The sequence below is a fragment of the Curtobacterium sp. MCBA15_009 genome, from assembly GCF_001864895.1.
In the GTDB taxonomy this organism is placed as follows: Bacteria; Actinomycetota; Actinomycetes; order Actinomycetales; family Microbacteriaceae; genus Curtobacterium.
The window spans coordinates 36,648-54,072 of record NZ_MJGO01000002.1 but is presented as its reverse complement, the minus strand read 5'-3'; the positions used below and the strand labels follow the sequence as shown (position 1 = coordinate 54,072).

The 17,425-nt window shown below is 71.0% G+C and carries 17 protein-coding genes; 7 read left to right on the top strand and 10 right to left on the bottom strand.

The features are described 5' to 3' along the window. The first annotated feature begins 13 nt into the window (after positions 1-13). Positions 14-754 carry an MBL fold metallo-hydrolase gene (locus BIU97_RS00925; protein ID WP_071296906.1) on the top strand — a complete coding sequence of 247 codons (741 nt, stop codon included), beginning with the start codon at positions 14-16 and terminating at the stop codon, positions 752-754. 135 nt (positions 755-889) lie between these two features. Here BIU97_RS00925 and BIU97_RS00920 read toward each other — a convergent pair whose 3' ends face one another. The 7 genes from BIU97_RS00920 to BIU97_RS00890 form a co-directional block, all read right to left on the bottom strand. After that, complete coding sequence (locus BIU97_RS00920; RefSeq protein WP_071296805.1) at positions 890-1,933, bottom strand: Gfo/Idh/MocA family protein; 1,044 nt, start codon at positions 1,931-1,933, stop codon at positions 890-892. Positions 1,934-2,246: 313 nt separating this feature from the next. Next, positions 2,247-3,173 carry a prenyltransferase gene (locus BIU97_RS00915; protein WP_071296804.1) on the bottom strand — a complete coding sequence of 309 codons (927 nt, stop codon included), beginning with the start codon at positions 3,171-3,173 and terminating at the stop codon, positions 2,247-2,249. Beyond that, entirely contained in the window at positions 3,170-3,604 is a 435-nt protein-coding gene (locus tag BIU97_RS00910; protein ID WP_071296803.1) for a lycopene cyclase domain-containing protein, read from the bottom strand. The genes BIU97_RS00915 and BIU97_RS00910 overlap by 4 nt, the downstream gene beginning before the upstream one ends. Continuing rightward, on the bottom strand, positions 3,601-3,933 hold the full coding sequence (locus tag BIU97_RS00905) for a lycopene cyclase domain-containing protein (RefSeq protein WP_071296802.1): 333 nt from the start codon (positions 3,931-3,933) through the stop codon (positions 3,601-3,603). Before BIU97_RS00905 ends, BIU97_RS00910 begins: the two co-directional genes overlap by 4 nt. Then, positions 3,933-5,573 carry a phytoene desaturase family protein gene (gene crtI / locus BIU97_RS00900; RefSeq protein WP_254782812.1) on the bottom strand — a complete coding sequence of 547 codons (1,641 nt, stop codon included), beginning with the start codon at positions 5,571-5,573 and terminating at the stop codon, positions 3,933-3,935. Before crtI ends, BIU97_RS00905 begins: the two co-directional genes overlap by 1 nt. After that, complete coding sequence (locus BIU97_RS00895; RefSeq protein WP_083420756.1) at positions 5,570-6,493, bottom strand: phytoene/squalene synthase family protein; 924 nt, start codon at positions 6,491-6,493, stop codon at positions 5,570-5,572. Before BIU97_RS00895 ends, crtI begins: the two co-directional genes overlap by 4 nt. Continuing rightward, entirely contained in the window at positions 6,490-7,548 is a 1,059-nt protein-coding gene (locus BIU97_RS00890) for a polyprenyl synthetase family protein (protein WP_071296801.1), read from the bottom strand. Before BIU97_RS00890 ends, BIU97_RS00895 begins: the two co-directional genes overlap by 4 nt. A gap of 21 nt (positions 7,549-7,569) precedes the next feature. Between BIU97_RS00890 and idi the strand changes: the two genes are divergently transcribed. The 6 genes from idi to BIU97_RS00860 all read left to right on the top strand — a co-directional run bounded on the left by idi (position 7,570) and on the right by BIU97_RS00860 (position 15,292). After that, the gene (idi, locus tag BIU97_RS00885) at positions 7,570-8,112 is read left to right on the top strand and encodes an isopentenyl-diphosphate Delta-isomerase (protein WP_071253070.1); all 543 of its coding nucleotides are present in this window, start codon (positions 7,570-7,572) and stop codon (positions 8,110-8,112) included. 260 nt (positions 8,113-8,372) lie between these two features. Next, positions 8,373-9,422, top strand: a complete 1,050-nt coding sequence (locus tag BIU97_RS00880; RefSeq protein ID WP_071253072.1) for a magnesium and cobalt transport protein CorA — start codon at positions 8,373-8,375, stop codon at positions 9,420-9,422. Between the two features lie 230 nt (positions 9,423-9,652). Then, complete coding sequence (locus BIU97_RS00875; protein WP_071253074.1) at positions 9,653-10,672, top strand: LacI family DNA-binding transcriptional regulator; 1,020 nt, start codon at positions 9,653-9,655, stop codon at positions 10,670-10,672. Positions 10,673-11,306: 634 nt separating this feature from the next. Further along, on the top strand, positions 11,307-12,830 hold the full coding sequence (gene mmsA, locus BIU97_RS00870) for a multiple monosaccharide ABC transporter ATP-binding protein (RefSeq protein ID WP_071253197.1): 1,524 nt from the start codon (positions 11,307-11,309) through the stop codon (positions 12,828-12,830). Further along, the gene (gene mmsB / locus BIU97_RS00865) at positions 12,827-14,119 is read left to right on the top strand and encodes a multiple monosaccharide ABC transporter permease (protein WP_071296800.1); all 1,293 of its coding nucleotides are present in this window, start codon (positions 12,827-12,829) and stop codon (positions 14,117-14,119) included. Before mmsA ends, mmsB begins: the two co-directional genes overlap by 4 nt. Positions 14,120-14,182: 63 nt before the next feature. Next, positions 14,183-15,292: a substrate-binding domain-containing protein gene (locus BIU97_RS00860; RefSeq protein WP_071253078.1), complete on the top strand. Its 1,110-nt coding sequence runs from the start codon at positions 14,183-14,185 to the stop codon at positions 15,290-15,292. Between the two features lie 157 nt (positions 15,293-15,449). On the opposite strand, the gene BIU97_RS00855 is transcribed toward BIU97_RS00860, so the two are convergent. From BIU97_RS00855 to dcd, 3 genes are all read right to left on the bottom strand, one after another. Beyond that, entirely contained in the window at positions 15,450-15,782 is a 333-nt protein-coding gene (locus BIU97_RS00855) for a HepT-like ribonuclease domain-containing protein (RefSeq protein WP_071253199.1), read from the bottom strand. Positions 15,783-15,793: 11 nt separating this feature from the next. Beyond that, positions 15,794-16,309: a helix-turn-helix domain-containing protein gene (locus tag BIU97_RS00850; protein WP_071296799.1), complete on the bottom strand. Its 516-nt coding sequence runs from the start codon at positions 16,307-16,309 to the stop codon at positions 15,794-15,796. A gap of 485 nt (positions 16,310-16,794) precedes the next feature. Beyond that, positions 16,795-17,382, bottom strand: coding sequence for a dCTP deaminase (gene dcd / locus BIU97_RS00845; RefSeq protein ID WP_071253081.1), 588 nt, complete (start codon positions 17,380-17,382; stop codon positions 16,795-16,797). Between the last annotated feature and the right edge of the window lie 43 nt (positions 17,383-17,425).

The window sequence follows — 17,425 nt, the reverse complement described above, 5'->3', positions numbered from 1 at the left end:
TACCGTGCCGGTCATGCTCATCCGGGACGCCGCCGAGGGGATCCACCGCCTCGAGGTCGCACACACCAACACGTACCTCGTCGAGACCGGCGACCGACTGCTCGTCGTCGACGCCGGGCTGCCCGCCGCGTGGCCGCACCTGCAGCTCGCGGTGCACGACCTCGGGTACACGCCCGACCGCGTCGAGGGGCTCCTGCTCACGCACGGCCACTTCGACCACGTCGGCACCGCGGCGCGGATGCACCGGGACTGGGGCACGCCCGTCCACGTACACCCGGGCGACCGGGAGCTCGCCGCCCACCCGTACTCCTACCGCCCGCAGACGAACCGCCTCGGCTTCGTCGCACGGCACCCGGGCGGGTTGCGGCCGCTCGGGCGGATGCTGCTCGCCGGCGCCGCCACCGTGTCCGGCATCGACGACACCCTGCCCCTGGAGTCCCGCGCCGACGTCCCCGGCACCCCGTGGATCATCGAGACGCCGGGGCACACCGACGGGCACGTCGCGCTGCACTTCGCCGACCGCGACGCGGTGATCGCGGGCGACGCGCTCGTCACCCTCGACCCCTACACCGGCGGCATCGGGCCGCGCATCGTGGCGCCGGCGGCGACCTCGGACGTCGACACCGCCGTCGCCTCGCTCGACCGGCTCGCGGACACCGAGGCGAAGCACGTGCTGCCCGGCCACGGCCCCGGCTGGTCGCTCGGCGCGCGTCGCGCCGTGGCGCAGGCTCGGCGAGCGGCCGGCGTGGCCTGACGCGTCCGCGGGGTGGACGGACCCTGCGGCGCGGCGGACGGGAGGCACGGGTCGGGCCGGCACCGTGCCTCCCGTCCTGCACGGGGGCGCGACCGGACGCTGCCGGCGTTCAGCAGGGACCGGCGGCGGCTGCGCTCAGCTCGGGACGACGACGTCCTCGGGTCGGCCCGAGGCGGCGGAGCGGCCCGCCGCCTCCATGAGGGCGAGGCTCCGCAGGTTGTCGCGGCCGCTCGTCTCCGGCGCGGGACCGCCCTGCACCGAGCGCGCGAACGCCTGCAACCCGCCCTGGCGGTCGGTGTGCGCGAGGGTGGGCAGCTCGACCGGCTCGGCGTCGTCGTCCTGCGTGCGGCGGACCGTCACGCGGTCGCCCGCCACGGCGTTCGGGGCACCGGAACGGCTGGTGAACCAGAGTTCGCCGTCCTCGCCCTGGATGCTCCACTCCCCCGCCCAGGCGGTGCGCGGCGCGCGGCTCAGCCAGCTGCCGCGGTAGCTCACGACCAGTCCGTCGTCGAGCTCGATGACCATCGACGCGACGGCCTCGTCCTGGTACTTGCTGTACGACGGGTACGAGGACTTCGCGTAGACCCGCACCGCCTCGCGCCCGGTGACCATCCGGAGCAGGTCGAAGTGGTGGATCGCCATGTCGTTGATCATCGCGTGCGGGAACCGGTAGTGCGGGTGCTCCTCGAACGCCAGGTCGTTGTCCCACTGGCGGAAGTCGATCGTGATCGCGGAGAGCTCGCCGACGGCGTCCGCCTCGAGCATCTCCTGCACGACGCGGGGCGCCGGGTACCAGCGGTAGTTCTGGCTCACCTGGAGCACGAGGCCGAGCTCCTCGGCACGGCGGACCGCGGTGACGGCCTCGTCCGTGGTGTTCGCGAACGGCTTCTCGACCAGGACGTGCTTGCCGGCCTCGAGGGCCTCGAGCGCGAGCGGTACGTGCGTGACGGCGGGCGCGGTGATGACGACGGCGTCGGCCTCGACCGCGGCGAGGGCCTCGGTGAGCGAGGCGAACGCGGCCGACGCGGGCAGCCCGAGGTCCTGGCGGACGGCCTCGAGTGTCGGGGCCGTCGGGTCGACGATCCCGACCACCTCCACTTCGGAGACCTCTGGGATGGCGGTGCGGGCCCAGTTGCCGCCCCACCCTCCGAGACCGACGTGGATGATCCGGACCGTCATGCGCGCACTCCTTCGTGACTGCCGTCGTGGCTGGTGTCGCACCACGGACGCCGCGGTGCGTGCGTCCAGTCTGTCAGGCGCCGGTGACGGGCGGGGGGGGGCGTGGGTGCGGGCGGGCGTGGGTGGGCGGGCCCGGGTCGCCGCGGTCCACCGGGATCGCGCCCCCGGACACGCGTCGCGCCCCGGTGAGCCGGGGCGCGACGACCGCTGCGGGGCGCGGACGGCGGCCGTCGCGCAACGGTCAGCCCGAACCTCGGGCGGGGCGCACGCCGCGGGGCCCGTCGCGCGACGGCCCGCCCGGCCGTCGCCGGCCTCAGTGCGTGAACGCGTACGCGATGAGCGCCATCGTCACAATGAACCCGGCCAGGTAGTTGATCCAGAGGAACCGCTTCCACCCGGCGTTCGCGGCCTCGGCACCGTCGTCCGTCACGTTCCACCACGGCAGCACGTTGAGCGCGTAGGGCACGACGACGACCGCGGCGATCGGCCCGGGGAACGCCGAGAACAGCAGCGCGACGCCGGCCACCACGTAGGCCACGAAGGCCAGGCGGACCGTGGCCCGCGCCCCGATCACGGTCGCGACGGAGCCGATCCCGCCGGCGCGGTCGGCCAGGACGTCCTGCACGGCGCCGAACGCGTGCGAGGCGACGCCCCACAGGAAGAACGCCACGCACACGGCGACGAGCTGCCCGGTCCAGTGCGGGCCGGCGAGTGCCAGGCCGTAGACCGCCGGCGACACGAAGTGGGTGGACGACGTCAGGGAGTCGAGGAACGGCTTCTCCTTGAACCGCAGCCCCGGTGCCGAGTACGCGATGACCGCGAACACGCTGATCGCCAGCACGAGCCACGACCACGGGCCGTTGCCGCTCACCGCGCCGAGCACCACGAGCGCGACGAGGAAGGGGACGTTCGTGACGACGACGGCCCACAGCGTCGTGCGGTGCACGCTCTTGTCGAGCAGCGCCCCCTCGACGCCGCCCTTGCGCGGGTTGCGCAGGTCGGACTCGTAGTCGAAGACGTCGTTGATGCCGTACATCGCCAGGTTGTAGGGCACCAGGAAGTACACGACGCCGACCAGGAACGCGACGAGCGAGAACCCGCCACCGCCGTCGACCCCCACCCCGCTGCCGAGCAGGTACGCGGCGCCGAACGGGTAGGCGGTGTTCACCCAGCTGATCGGCCGCGACGACACGAACAGCGCACGCAGGGTCGACGGCCTGGAGGCGGTGCTGGCGTTCACGGGTGGTCCTCCGGTCGTGCGGTGGTCGGCTCGGGCGCGGGGCGCGCCGCGGTCGCGTCGGGCGGTCGGGTCGCGTCCCGTCCGCCGGAGCGGTCGAACAGCACCCAGAGGCTGGGCAGCAGCACGACCGCCGACATCGCGTAGGCGAGGTCCTCGACCGGGATCACCCCGATCTTCGCACCGCTGATGAGTCCGGCGTCGTAGTCGACGATGCCGAGCCCGACGATGACGTTGTCGAAGACGATCGTCATGACGAGCAGGGCGGCACCGGCGACGAGCGAGGTGGTCACCGCGACGCGGCGACCGTGACCCGGTCGGCGTCCAGCCGCCCGGGCACGACGTGCGGCGACGGCCCCGGCGGCCACGGCCACGACGGCGGTGACGGCGAAGAAGGGCAGCGCGAGCAGCGCGTACGCGCCGGTGCCGGTCACGGGCGCCGCCGTTCCGCAGCCCGGGCGACGACCGGCCGGACGAACCCGACCAGGTCCATCGTCGAGTAGCAGAGCAGCAGCAGGAAGAAGAGCTCCTCGAGCGGGACCTCGGGCGCCAGGAGCACCCCGGTGAGCAGGTCCTGCGGTCCGATGAAGAAGATGCCGGCCGCGACCCCGGCCACGTCCCACACCATGAAGAACGCGACGCCGACGACCATCACGGCAGCCGCCCGCCAGGGTGCCCGCCAGAAGAACAGCCGGAAGCGGGCGTCGAGCACGGTCATGCCGACCAGGGACACCACGAGGCCGGCGAGGTACACCCCCGGCATCAGGCGGCGCCGGTCCGGTCCCTCGGCGCCCGGAGCGGTGTCGGCAGCGGTTCGGTGCTCGTGTCGCCGTGGATGCGCTTGAGCAGCACCTCGGCGCTGATCAGGCACATCGGCAGGCCGATGCCCGGGATCGTCGAGGCGCCGACGTAGTACAGCCCCTGCACCTTCGTCGAGGCGTTCTTCTCGCGGAAGAACGCGCTCTGCTTCAGGGTGTGCGCCGGGCCGAGCATCGAGCCGTTCCAGGCGTTCAGGTCGTCGGCGAAGTCGCGCGGACCGATCGTCCGGCGCACCCGGATCCGGTCGCGCAGGTCCGGGACGCCGGCGCGTTCGGCGACGACGTCGATCGCGCGGTCGGCGATCCGCTCGACCTCGAAGTCGCCGGCGCCGTCGACGCCGCCCTTGCCGATCGACAGGTCGGCCGGCAGCGGCACGAGGATGAACAGGTTGCTCGAGCCGCGGGGCGCGACGGACGGGTCCGTCTCCGAGGGGGCGCAGACGTAGATCGACGCCGGGTCCGGCACGTGCCGGTCCTTCCCGAAGATGGCGCCGAAGTTCGCCTTCCAGTCCTCGGTGAAGACGAGCGTGTGGTGCAGCAGCCCCGGCGTCGGCCCGTCGATGCCGAGGTACACGAGCACGGCGCTCGGCCCCGGGTCGCGGGTCTTCCAGTGCTCGGCGCCGTGGGTGCGGTGCTCGCGGTCGAGCAGCTGCATCTCGGTGTGCTGCAGGTCGGCGGCGCTCACCACGAGGTCCGCCGGGGCGGTGTGCTGCACGCCGTCGCGGTCGCGGTGCACGACCCCGGTGGCGACGCCGTCCTCGACGACGATCCGCTCGACCTTCGCGCCGGCGATGACCCGGGCGCCCTCGGCCCGGGCGACGCGCTCGACGGCGCCGATGACCTCGGTGATGCCGCCCTTCGGGTACAGCACCCCGTCGGCGAGGTCGAGGTGGCTCATCAGGTGGTACATGCTCGGTGCGGCGTACGGGCTGGTGCCCAGGAAGACCGCGGGGTAGCCGAGGATCTGCCAGAGGCGCCGGTCCTTGACCGCCGAGGCGGCGCGGGACGACAACGGCTGCAGCAGGAGCCGGGCGAGCTTCGGCAGACGACGGAGCACGTCGGGGGCCGCGAGCTTCGTGAGGTCCTGGAACGTCGTGTACAGGAACCGGCGGATCGCCATCGCGTAGGTGTCCTCGGCCGAGGCGAGGTACTTCCGGATCCGCGCGCCGGCGCCCGGCTCGACGGACTCGAAGAGCGCGATGTTCGCCTCGCGGTCCGCCCGCAGGTCGATCGGCTCGTCGTGGCCCTCGGTGTAGACGCGGTAGCCCGGGTCGAGCTCCACCAGGTCGAGCTCGGCGTCGGCCGAGGTGCCGAGCAGCCGGAAGAAGTGGTCGAACACCTCGGGCATGAGGTACCACGACGGCCCGGTGTCGAACCGGAAGCCGTCGCGCTCCCACGACCCGGCGCGGCCGCCGAGCTGGGTGCGCTGTTCGAGCACCGTGACGGCGAAGCCGTCACGGGCGAGCAGGGCAGCGGCCGCCAGGCCGCTGATGCCGCCGCCGATCACGACGGCGCGGCGGGCGGGCACCTTGCGCCGGGTCGGGGACGCGGCCGTGTCCGGACGGGAGGCGCGGGGCGGGGTCACGCCGTGCCTCCCGTCCGACGGCTGGACGCCTTCGACCGCACGGGCGCACGTCCGGCGAGCACCTGCGCGGCCAGGCGGGCCTTCACCGGGTTCGGGACGCGCACGCGCGTCGTCACCAGGCGGTGCGCCGGCGTTCGTGCGATGCGGTCGTTGAGCTCCTGGAACAGGGCGTGCGCGAGGCCGACCGCGTTCCGGGCGTCGGCCGGCAGCAGCCGGATGGTCCGGGCGGCGTGGTCGAGGTCGTCCTGGACATCGGCCACCAGACGCTCCTTCGTGGTCTCGTCGAACGAGCGGATGTCGACCCCCGGGAAGTAGGAGCGACCGAGCACCTCGAAGTCGGCGTGCAGGTCGCGCAGGAAGTTCACCTTCTGGAACGCGGCCCCGAGGGCACGGGCCCCGGCGACGAGCTCGGCCTGGTCGAAGGTCGGTCGCCCGGCGCGGTACACGAAGGCGCGCAGGCACATGAGCCCGACGACCTCGGCCGAGCCGTACACGTAGGCGTCGAACGAGGCGTCGTCGTGCTCGGTGCGCTCGAGGTCCATCCGCATCGACGCGAAGAACGGCTTCGTGAGCTCCGCGCCGAACCCGGTGACCCGGGCGGTGCGGGCGAACGCGTGCACGACCGGGTTCACCGAGAAGCCGAGGGCGATCGCCCGCTCGGTGTCGGCCTCGAGCTCGTCGAGCACCGTGCGGGCGAGGTCGCGGTCGAGACCGGCCTCGGTCGCCGGGCCGTCGACGACCTCGTCCGCGACGCGGACCAGGGCGTAGACGTTGCGGATGTGCTCCCGCGTGTCCTTCACGAGCAGCCGGCTGGCCAGGCCGAACGACGTCGAGTACCGGTCGATGACGACGCCCGAGGCGGCCTCGGCCGTCGCGTCGTACAGGGGCAGGCGGCGCGACGGCGACGTGACGGTCGTCACCGGGCGCGTTCCACGAGTTCGGTCACGAGGCCCTCCAGGCGGTCGGCGAGGTCGTACGGCAGCCCGGACAGCTCGGCACGTGCGAGTGCGACGTGCTCGGCGATCCGGGACTCCGCGGCGGATCGGGCACCGCAGGTGACCAGGGTCGCACGGAGTTCGGCCGCGCGCTCCTCGGTCAGGTCGGGGTCGCCCAGGTACGGCGCCAGGTCCGGCCAGCAGTCGGTCGTCGCGGCGTAGGCGATGAGCATCGTGCGCTTGCCCTCGCGCAGGTCGCCGAGGACGCTCTTGCCGGTCGTCGTCTCGTCCCCGAAGACCCCGAGCAGGTCGTCCACGATCTGGTACGCGATGCCGATCTCGCGGCCGAAGGCGCCGAGCGCGGCGACGACGGACTCGTCGGCACCGGCGAGCACGGCGCCGGACTGCAGCGGGGCCTCGAACGAGTACACGCTCGTCTTCGCGCGCTCCATCTGCAGGACCTCGTCCACCGTCGGCATCACGCCGAGTGCGAGGTCGACGTCGGTCATCTCGCCGGCGGCACTGGCGAAGACGGCCTCGTCGAGGAGCTCGAGCAGGCGTGCGCGGCGGTGCCCCTCGGCGCCCGAGGCCTCGATGAAGCGGGGCGCGGCGGCGAGCGCGAGGTCGCCGGCGATGACCGCGGCGCTCATCCCCCGGTGCTCGGCGGTGGGCAGCGGCAGCCCACCCGTCGTGCCGGTGTCGCGGAAGGACCCGGCGACGTTCGGCTGCCCGCGGCGGGACCAGTCGCGGTCGATGACGTCGTCGTGCACGACGAGGGCGGTGTGCAGGAGTTCGTAGGCGGCGGCGACGTTCGCGGCGGCGGGCACGTCGGTGCCGCCCATGCCGGCGTACGCGGTGAGGACCATGCGCGGCCGGAAGCGCTTGCCGCCCATGCTCGCCTTGCGGAGCACGCGCCAGAGTTCCTCGGACGGTCGGCCGTAGCGCTCGGCGCGGGCCGACGACACAGCGAAGAAGCGCTCGAGGCATTCGTCGACGAGCGCGAGGTCGATGTGTGCGACGGTGGTCGCTTCCTCGCTCATCGGTCTAATCTATCGGTGCAGATGAATGCTTTCCCGGAAACCGTGGTCCTGCTGGCCGACGACCGTACCCCGGTCGGCACGGCGGACAAGTTCACGGTGCACACAGACCACACGCCCCTCCACCTGGCCTTCTCGTGCCACGTGCGGAACACCGACGGGGACGTCCTGGTGACCCGGCGAGCCCTGTCGAAGAAGACGTGGCCGGGCGTGTGGACCAACACGTTCTGCGGCCACCCCGGACCCGACGAGTCGTTCGAGGACGCCATCGCCCGCCGTGCCTCGCGCGAGCTCGGCATCACCGTGCGCGACGTCGAGGTCGTGCTGCCGGACTTCCGGTACCGCGCGGTCGACGCGTCCGGCATCGTCGAGAACGAGGTCTGCCCCGTCTTCCGTGCCGTGACCGACGACACCCCGGCCCCCGCCGACGACGAGGTCGCCGAGTGGGCGTGGGTCTCCGAGGACTCCCTGCACGAGGCCGTCGCCGGCGCACCGTTCGCCTGGAGCCCGTGGCTCGGGTGGCAGCTCGCCGAGCTCCGGACGGCCGGTCTGCGCGTCACGCGCTGAGGCCGACCGGTAGCCGCCGGGGCCGGTCGGACGGACCGGCTTGTCCCGTGCACACGGCAGGCGTACGCTCGTCCGTCGGCAGCCCCTCCGGGCACGGCCGGACGAGACGAGAAGGGCAGGTGAGGCGCGATGTCGGGTGACCATCCTCGATCGGGCCGACCGCCCCTGGTGGTCGTCGCGCCCGTTCGCTGACCCGCCCTGCCCCGGTGCTGACCGGGGCACCACCGCGCCTGCCTGCTCCCGACCCGAGGAGCACGCACATGGCACTGATCGACAACGCGATCTACGTCCGGGGACGCCGCGTGGAGTCGCCGGCGTCGCCGTCGCGACCCGTCGGCGGCGACCTGACGTGGATCGGCCTGCTCCGTCCCGACGCACGTGAGCTCGACGCCGTCGCCGCGGAGTTCGACCTGCACGAGAACGCCGTCGAGGACGCCGCGAAGGGACACCAGCGGGCGAAGCTCGAGCGCTACGGCGACACCCTGTTCGTCGTGCTCCGGCCCGCCTGGTACGAGCCGACCGCGGGTGCGGTCGCGTTCGGCGAGGTGCACCTGTTCGTCGGCGACCGGTTCGTGGTGAGCGTCCGGCACGCCGACCGGCCGGACCTGGGGGCGCTCCGGGCCCGTGTCGAGCAGGACCCCGACTTCCTCGCGCGGGGATCCGAGGCGGTCACCGCCGCGGTGCTCGACGAGGTCGTCGACGGCTACGCCCCCGTCGTCGAGGTGCTGCAGGACCAGATCGACACCATCGAGGACCAGCTGTTCGCTGGCCAGGTCGACCCGGGCGTCTCGAAGCGCATCTACCAGGTGCTCAGCGAGGTGCTGTCCTTCCAGCGCGCGACGAAGCCGGTGCCCTCGATGGTCCGCGGGCTGCTGCGCGGTGCCGACAAGTACGGCGTCGACGACGAGGTCCAGCACCGCCTGCGGAACGTGCTCGACCACGCGCTGCGCGTCTCCGAACGGATCGACTCGTTCCGCGCCCTGCTCGAGAACGCCCTGACCCTGCACGCCACGCTGGTGTCCCAGGAGCAGAACGAGGCGATGCGCCGGATGACGAGCGCGAGCCTGGCGCAGGGCGAGGAGAGCCGCCAGCTCGCCCGCGCCGCGCACCGGCAGGGCGAGGAGGTCAAGAAGATCTCGTCGTGGGCGGCGATCCTGTTCGCGCCCGGGCTGATCGCCGGTGTCTACGGCATGAACTTCGACCACATGCCGGAGCTGCACTGGCGGTACGGGTACCCGGTGGCGATCGTCGGCATGCTGGCGCTGATGGGCGTCCTCTGGCTGGTGTTCCGAAAGCGCAACTGGCTCTGACGAACCGGACACACCGCCCGGCCCGTGGTGAGCGTCATCGCCATGAGGCCCAGTCGGATCCGCGGCGTCGCCACACGCCGTCGGCCGCCGCGCCGTGCTGCCTGCACGCACCGGAAGCCGCGGCGGACGGCGTCCGGCTGGCGCGCAGGGCACGGGCGTGCATAATGATCTGGCTCGGAATGTGAACGTGCACATCGATGTGCCACGGCCCCGAGCGGAAACGAGCAGCAATGGCGTCATCGCGGACACAACAACCGCGTTCGCCCAGCATCCGTGACGTCGCACGGGTCGCGGGCGTCTCGCACCAGACCGTCTCGCGGGTGCTGAACAACTCGGACGCGATCCGGGCGGAGACCCGCGACAAGGTCGTCGCAGCGATGGAGCAGCTGCAGTACCGCCCGAACCGTGCGGCACGGGCCCTGGTGACGAGTCGCACCCACACGATCGGCGTCCTGACGGCACGGCGGGCCCACTACGGACCGGCCGTCGCCCTGCAGGCGATCGAGGACGCCGCGATGCTCCGTGGGTACTCCGTCACGACGGCCAACATCGCCGAGGCGACCGACGCCGCCGTGCGCGAGGGCCTCGGGCACCTGCTCGACCTGGACGTCGAGGGCATCGTGGTGATCGCCCCCCAGCAGCGCGTGTTCGACCTCATCGCGGAGCTCGGCATCCGCACCCCGTACGTCACCATGCGCGCCAGCGTCGGCGAGGACCCGACGGCGCTCTGGGTCGACCAGATGGAGGGCGCCCGGCTCGCGACCGCGCACCTGCTCGACCTCGGGCACGAGTACGTCCGGCACATCGCGGGGCCGCAGGACTGGATCGAGGCGGACGCACGGATGCAGGGGTTCCTGCGCGAGATGTCCGACCGGGACATGGCGGTCGCCCCGCCGATCCTGGGCGACTGGACCGCCGACTTCGGCTACCACGCAGGCCGGGAGCTGCTGCGGTGGCGGGACTGCACGGCGATCTTCTGCTCGAACGACCAGATGGCACTCGGGGTCATGCACGCGGCGCGGTCGTACGGGCTGGACGTGCCCGGCGACCTGTCTGTGGTGGGCTACGACGACATCCCCGAGGCGAAGCACTTCTGGCCACCGCTCACGACGGTGCAGGTCGACTTCGCCGAACTCGGGCGGCGGTGCGTGGACCTGCTCCTGCCGAGCGAGGGCGAGCTGCTCCGCCCGATCGACATCGTCCCGCAGCTCGTCGTGCGCGCGTCCACGGGGGCTCCGCGCAGCCGCTGACGCGCGGGCCCCTGGGTGCAGTTCCGCGCGTGGCAAGCAGGTTCGCGCGTGGGCAGCGGTTCCGCGCGTGGGCAGCAGGTTCGCGCGTGGGAGGCCAGAACTTCCGGCTGCCCACGCGCGGATCAGCCTCCGACGTGCGATCCGCCACCTTCCGCCGCACACCTACGGCAGGTTGCAGTTCCGCGCACGGAGAGCACTTCCGCGCGTAGGAGGCCAGAACTTCCGGCTGCCGACGCGCGGTTCGCCTCCCCACGTGCGGAACACCCTCCGACGCGCGGAACAGCACCCTCCACGCCCGAAGACCGCCACCACACCCCCAGCCCGGGGGACGCGCCCTCCGGATCACGCAGGCCGTTACAGAACTGCGACCAATCCGAATTGACAGCCGCACCGGGGCTGTGCGTAAATTGCCTCCGTCCTGCCGATGTGACCGTTCACATGAGCGTCACACCAGCCGGACACCGGACGCGACAACGAAGTCCACACAGGCCCCCTGTGCCGACTCGCTGCCGCAGCAGAACCACTCGAACAACTGCCGCGTCGAGGCGGCAGAAGGAGATGCACTGTGGCGTCAACCCCGATCGGTACCGGTCTCGAGACCCGGTCGATCACCGCACCCGAGACGATCCTCGAGATGCGATCCATCACCAAGGAGTTCCCTGGTGTCAAGGCACTCTCGGATGTCTCCCTCCAGGTCCGCGCCGGCGAGATCCACGCGATCTGCGGCGAGAACGGCGCCGGCAAGTCGACCCTGATGAAGGTCCTGTCGGGCGTCTACCCGTACGGCACCTACAGCGGCGAGATCGTCTACGAGGGCGAAGAGGTCCGCTTCGCGAACATCAAGCAGTCCGAGCAGGCCGGCATCGTCATCATCCACCAGGAGCTCGCGCTCGTGCCGGAGCTGTCGATCACCGAGAACCTGTTCCTCGGCAACGAGCCGAGCCGCGGCGGCGTCATCAACTGGACCGCCGCGCAGCTCCGCGCGCAGGACCTGCTCGCCCGCGTCGGCCTGAACGACGACCCGGACACCCAGATCAAGAACATCGGTGTCGGCAAGCAGCAGCTCGTCGAGATCGCGAAGGCCCTGCACAAGGACGTCAAGCTCCTCATCCTCGACGAGCCGACCGCCGCGCTCAACGAGAACGACTCGCAGCACCTGCTCGACCTGATCGTCGGCCTGAAGGCCAAGGGCATCGCGAGCATCATCATCAGCCACAAGCTGAACGAGATCGAGCAGATCGCCGACGAGATCACGATCATCCGCGACGGCAAGACCATCGAGACGCTCAACGTCAAGGCGGACGGCGTCAACGAGGACCGCATCATCCGCGGCATGGTCGGCCGTTCGCTCGAGTCGCGCTTCCCCGACCGCACGCCGAAGATCGGCGAGACCTTCTTCGAGGTCCGCAACTGGACCGTGCAGCACCCGCTCGACTCGTCGCGCCTGGTCTGCAAGGCGTCGAACTTCCACGTCCGCCGCGGTGAGATCGTCGGCTTCGCCGGGCTCATGGGCGCCGGCCGCACCGAGCTCGCGATGAGCCTGTTCGGTCGCTCCTACGGCACCTGGCTCGACGGCCAGATCATCAAGGACGGCCGCGAGATCAAGGTCACGAACGTCCAGCAGGCGATCGAGAACGGCATCGGCTACGTCTCCGAGGACCGCAAGGCGCTCGGCCTCAACCTGCTCGACACCGTGAAGCGCTCGACGGTCGCCGCCGACCTGCAGAAGATCTCGAAGGTCGGCGTCGTCGACTCGCTCGAGGAGTACTCGGTCGCCGAGAAGTACCGCAAGATGCTCCGCACCAAGGTGCCGAGCGTCGAGGACAACGTCGGCAAGCTCTCCGGTGGCAACCAGCAGAAGGTCGTCCTGTCGAAGTGGATGTTCACCGACCCGGACATCCTCATCCTCGACGAGCCGACCCGCGGCATCGACGTCGGCGCCAAGTTCGAGATCTACGGGATCATCCAGCAGCTCGCGGCCGAGGGGAAGGGCATCATCCTCATCTCCTCCGAGCTCCCCGAGCTGCTCGGACTGTCCGACCGGATCTACACCATCTTCGAGGGTCAGATCACCGCTGACCTGCCGGCCGACCAGGCCGATCCCGAATCGCTCATGCGCAGCATGACCTCCGCGCGGAAGGGCGCCAACGCCTCATGAACAACCTGAAACTGCTCTTCGGCAAGGGCAACAGCATCGGCCAGTACGGCATGGTCATCGCGCTCATCGCGATCGTGATCTTCTTCTCGATCACGACGAAGGGGCTCATCCTCGAGCCCACGAACGTGATCAACCTGTTCCTGCAGTACTCGTACATCCTGATCCTGGCGCTCGGCATGGTCATGGTGATCATCGCCGGCCACATCGACCTGTCGGTCGGTTCGGTCGCCGCCGTGGTCGGCATCGTCGTGGCGCAGTCCATGGCCGTGTGGGACTTCCCGGTGTGGGCCGCGATCATCCTGGGCCTGGTCTGCGGCGCCCTGATCGGTGCGTGGCAGGGCTTCTGGGTCGCGTTCGTGAAGGTCCCCGCCTTCATCGTGACCCTGGCCGGCCAGCTCATCTTCCGCGGTGTCAACCAGATCATCGGTGGCTCGACCTCGGTCCCCGTGCCGGACGCGTACACGCCGATCGGCGCCGGCTTCCTCGGTGACTTCGGTCCGGACTTCGGCTACAGCAACGGCACGCTGCTCATCGGGCTCGTCACGATCCTCGCGCTCATCATCATCGAGGCGCGCGGCCGTGCCCGCCGCAAGAAGATGCAGGCCGAGGTCCCGCCGCTGTGGGTCTCGATCGTCCGCACCGGCATCCTGGTCGCCGTCACCCTCGTCGCCACGTACCTGTTCGGCGCCGGCCCGGTCGGCACCTCGGTCCCGATCGTCGCGATCATCCTCGGCGTCCTGACGATCGTCTACGGCTTCGTCACGAAGAACACGATCTTCGGTCGCCAGGTCTACGCCGTCGGTGGCAACGCGAACGCCGCCGTCCTGTCCGGTGTCTCGGCGCGGAAGGTCAACTTCTTCGTCATGATGAACATGTCGGTCCTCGCCGCGATCGCCGGCATGGTGTTCGTCGCCTACTCGGGTGCCTCCGGCCCCGCGGACGGCACCGGCTGGGAGCTCGACGCGATCGCCGCCGTGTTCGTCGGTGGTGCCGCCGTCGCCGGTGGCGTCGGTACGATCTCCGGGTCGATCATCGGTGGTCTCGTCATGGCGCTGCTGTCGAACGGTCTGCAGCTCATGGGCCTCGAGTCGAACAAGGTGCAGATCATCCGCGGTCTCGTCCTGCTCGTCGCCGTCGCCTTCGACGTCTACTCGAAGTCGCAGGGTCGACCGTCGCTCATCGGCGGGATGATGCGCCAGTTCCAGCGCAAGGACACCGAGCAGAACACGGTGGCCGCCCAGCAGCCGCGGTCCATCGAGGACCAGCCGGACAAGGTCACCCTCCCCTAGAACCCTCACTCCCACAGCGGGGCCCCGGCCCCACACCTCCTCAACGAAGAGAAAGCAATCCACATGCGCAAGAAGATCGTCGCCGGCCTCAGCCTGGCGCTCATCGCGGGCCTCGCCCTCAGCGGCTGCTCGGCCCGTGGCACCTCTGGTGACACCGGCAGCGATGGTGGCAGCTCCATCAAGAAGGGCGACCTGATCGGCGTAGCCCTGCCCGCCAAGACCTCGCAGAACTGGGTGCTCGCGGGCGCCGCGTTCAAGAAGTCGATCGAGGACGCCGGCTTCAAGGCCGACATCCAGTACGCCAACGCCGGCAACCCGGTCCCGGACCAGCAGTCGCAGATCTCGGGCATGATCACCAAGGGCGCCAAGGCCGTCATCATCGGTGCCGCCGATGGTTCGCAGCTCACCGCGCAGGTCAAGTCGGCCAAGGACCGTGGCGCCACCGTCATCGCCTGGGACCGCAACATCCTGAACACGAAGAACGTCGACTACTACGTGGCGTTCAACAACTTCAAGGTCGGCCAGCTCCAGGCCGAGGCGCTGCTCAAGGGCCTCGAGGAGAAGAAGGGCGACAAGCCGTACAACGTCGAGCTCTTCGCCGGTTCGCCGGACGACGCCAACGCCACCGTGTTCTTCAACGGTGCGATGGACGTCCTGCAGCCGAAGATCGACGACGGCACCATCAAGGTAGTCTCCGGCCAGACCACCTTCCAGAAGGTCGTCACGCAGGGCTGGCTCGCGCAGAAGGCGCAGTCGCGCATGACCGACCTGCTCGCGCAGTACTACACGGGTGACACCGAGCTCGACGGCGTCCTGTCGCCGAACGACACCCTCGCCCGTGCGATCCTCACCGCGACCAAGGCCGCTGGCAAGGACAACCCCGTCGTGACGGGCCAGGACTCGGAGACCGCTTCGATCCCGCTCATCATGAAGGGCACGCAGTACTCGACGATCTACAAGGACACGTCGAAGGAGGCCCAGGCCGCCATCGACCTCGTCTCGACGCTCTCGAAGGGTGACAAGCCCGACACGAAGATCGACAAGACGAACAACTACAACGGCGTGAAGACGGTCCCCGCGATCGAGCTCACCCCGGTCCTCGTCACGAAGGACAACGCGGTCGAGGCCTACAAGGGCAACGACACCCTCGAGGCGCTCGCCGAGAAGGGCTGATCACCTCAGCGCACCACGGACGGCCCCGTCTCGCCTCGGCGAGACGGGGCCGTCCCGCGTTCCACGGGGGCCGCCACGGGGCGGACGGGAGGCCCGGGGCACGTCGTGCGCCGAGCCTCCCGTCCGCTCCGTGCGTGCCCACACGACGTGGGCCGGGTCAGCGGAGGCGGGCACGCAGGCGACGTGCCGCCTCGGCGAGGTGCGGCACGTCCGTGCGTGCTGTGCCGGACACCACGGCGCGGGTGGTGTCGAAGTAGCGGCGGGTCAGCCGTTCGCCGAGGTCGGCGACCCGCGCCCAGGGGATGCTCGGCTCCCCCGCGGTGAGGCTGCTCGGCAGGACCCGGACCGCCTCGCCGATCTCGACCAGGCGCATCCGGACGGCGTCGTGCACGAGGTCCTCGGGCAACTGGTCGTCGTCGACGTAGCGTCCGATCGCCTCGCACGCACCGATGACGTCGTCGAGGCGGTCGCGGACGTCGCGCTGGGTCACGGACCCGGGGCTCACAGCGGGACCGCTCGGCGCACGATCTGGGCGCTCATGCCCGCCGCGTCGACGACGTCGACCCGCACGCCGAGGATGCGCTCGGCCTCGTCCTGGATCCGCATGAGCGCGAAGATGCCGAGCCCGGGGTCGACGTCGATCATCAGGTCGACGTCGCTGCCGGGGCCGTCCTCACCGCGGGCGACGCTGCCGAACAAACGGGGGTTGTGGCCGCCGAAGCGCTCGACCACGGCGATGAGGTCCTGCCGGGCCGCGGTGACGCGCTCGCGCAGGGGCGGCGGCTCCTCGACCGGGTGCAGGTCGATCGTCGTCGTGAAGCCCGCCGCGCGCAGCATCCGCTGCAGTGCGGCGAGCGACGGCTCCCGGCGACCGTTCTCGTACGTGCTGATGACGCTCTGCGTGACCCCGGCGCGGCGGGCGAGCTGGACCTGCGTGAGTTCGGCTCGGTCGCGGGCGTCGCGGATGAGCGCGGCCGCGGACACCACGGGCTCCGGTCGAGAGGGGACTGCGGACATGCTGCAACGATACACAGCATGCGACATTTCGTACCGCTTGTGACGGAAGCTGCTCCGGTGGTGCCGTGGGGGCGCTGGGTGCGTCGTTGGGGATGGGTGTCCGGGCGGCCGTGCCGACGTGGGGCGACGAGGTCGATGTCGTGCGACAGCGACGTTGTCGCGCCCGCGGCCGGTTGAGTCCGCCTGCGTCTGTCTGGGTCTGCCTGCGTCGGCCACGACAAGGTCGACGTCGTACGACGACGATGACGTCGCGTCCGCGGCCGGCTGAGTCCGCCTGCGTCTGCCTGGGTCGGCCACGACAAGGTCGACGTCGTACGACGACGATGTTGTCGTGCCCGGGCCGCGTCCGTTCACCGCGACAAGGTGGACGTCGTGCGACAGCGATATTGTCGCGCCCGCGGCCGCGTCGGCCGACCGCGACGAGGTGGTCGTCGTGCGACAGCGATGTTGTCGCGCCCGGACCGGCGGGTCGCCCGGCCCCCGGGTCAGTCGCGGACCGACACGTCCGCCCGGTGGAAGTTCAGCGCGGAGCGCGACGGGGTCGGCCCGCGCTGCCCCTGGTAGCGCGACTGGTACTCGGCCGAGCCGTAGGGCTTGTCGGCCGGGCTCGACAGCTGGAAGAAGCAGAGCTGCCCGATCTTCATCCCCGGCCACAGCTTGATCGGCAGCGTCGCCACGTTCGACAGCTCGAGGGTCACGTGCCCGGAGAACCCGGGGTCGATGAAGCCAGCGGTCGAGTGTGTCAGCAGCCCGAGGCGCCCGAGCGAGCTCTTGCCCTCGAGCCGCGCCGCGATGTCGTCCGGCAGCGTGACGACCTCGAAGGTCGAGCCGAGGACGAACTCGCCGGGGTGGAGCACGAAGGCCTCGTCCGGGTCGGTCTCGACCAGACGGGTCAGGTCGGGCTGGTCGACCGCGGGGTCGATGTGCGGGTACTTGTGGTTGTCGAACAGCCGGAAGTACTTGTCGAGCCGGACGTCGATGCTCGAGGGCTGGACGAGCGAGGCGTCGTGGGGGTCGAGGCCGATCCGGCCCTCGGCGAGCTGGGCGGTGATGTCGCGGTCGGAGAGCAGCACGCGCAGCAGCCTAGCGGGACCAGCAAACGCACGGCCTCGTTCG

Bases quoted from the DNA above. Each gene is read 5' to 3' on its own strand.
- BIU97_RS00905 (WP_071296802.1), bottom strand. From the start codon at position 3,933: ATGCCGGGGGTGTACCTCGCCGGCCTCGTGGTGTCCCTGGTCGGCATG.
- BIU97_RS00880 (WP_071253072.1), top strand. From the start codon at position 8,373: ATGGCACTGATCGACAACGCGATCTACGTCCGGGGACGCCGCGTGGAG.
- mmsA (WP_071253197.1), top strand. From the start codon at position 11,307: ATGCGATCCATCACCAAGGAGTTCCCTGGTGTCAAGGCACTCTCGGAT.
- BIU97_RS00920 (WP_071296805.1), bottom strand. From the start codon at position 1,933: ATGACGGTCCGGATCATCCACGTCGGTCTCGGAGGGTGGGGCGGCAAC.
- BIU97_RS00890 (WP_071296801.1), bottom strand. From the start codon at position 7,548: ATGAGCGAGGAAGCGACCACCGTCGCACACATCGACCTCGCGCTCGTC.
- BIU97_RS00860 (WP_071253078.1), top strand. From the start codon at position 14,183: ATGCGCAAGAAGATCGTCGCCGGCCTCAGCCTGGCGCTCATCGCGGGC.
- BIU97_RS00925 (WP_071296906.1), top strand. From the start codon at position 14: ATGCTCATCCGGGACGCCGCCGAGGGGATCCACCGCCTCGAGGTCGCA.
- BIU97_RS00850 (WP_071296799.1), bottom strand. From the start codon at position 16,309: ATGTCCGCAGTCCCCTCTCGACCGGAGCCCGTGGTGTCCGCGGCCGCG.
- BIU97_RS00875 (WP_071253074.1), top strand. From the start codon at position 9,653: ATGGCGTCATCGCGGACACAACAACCGCGTTCGCCCAGCATCCGTGAC.
- mmsB (WP_071296800.1), top strand. From the start codon at position 12,827: ATGAACAACCTGAAACTGCTCTTCGGCAAGGGCAACAGCATCGGCCAG.
- idi (WP_071253070.1), top strand. From the start codon at position 7,570: ATGAATGCTTTCCCGGAAACCGTGGTCCTGCTGGCCGACGACCGTACC.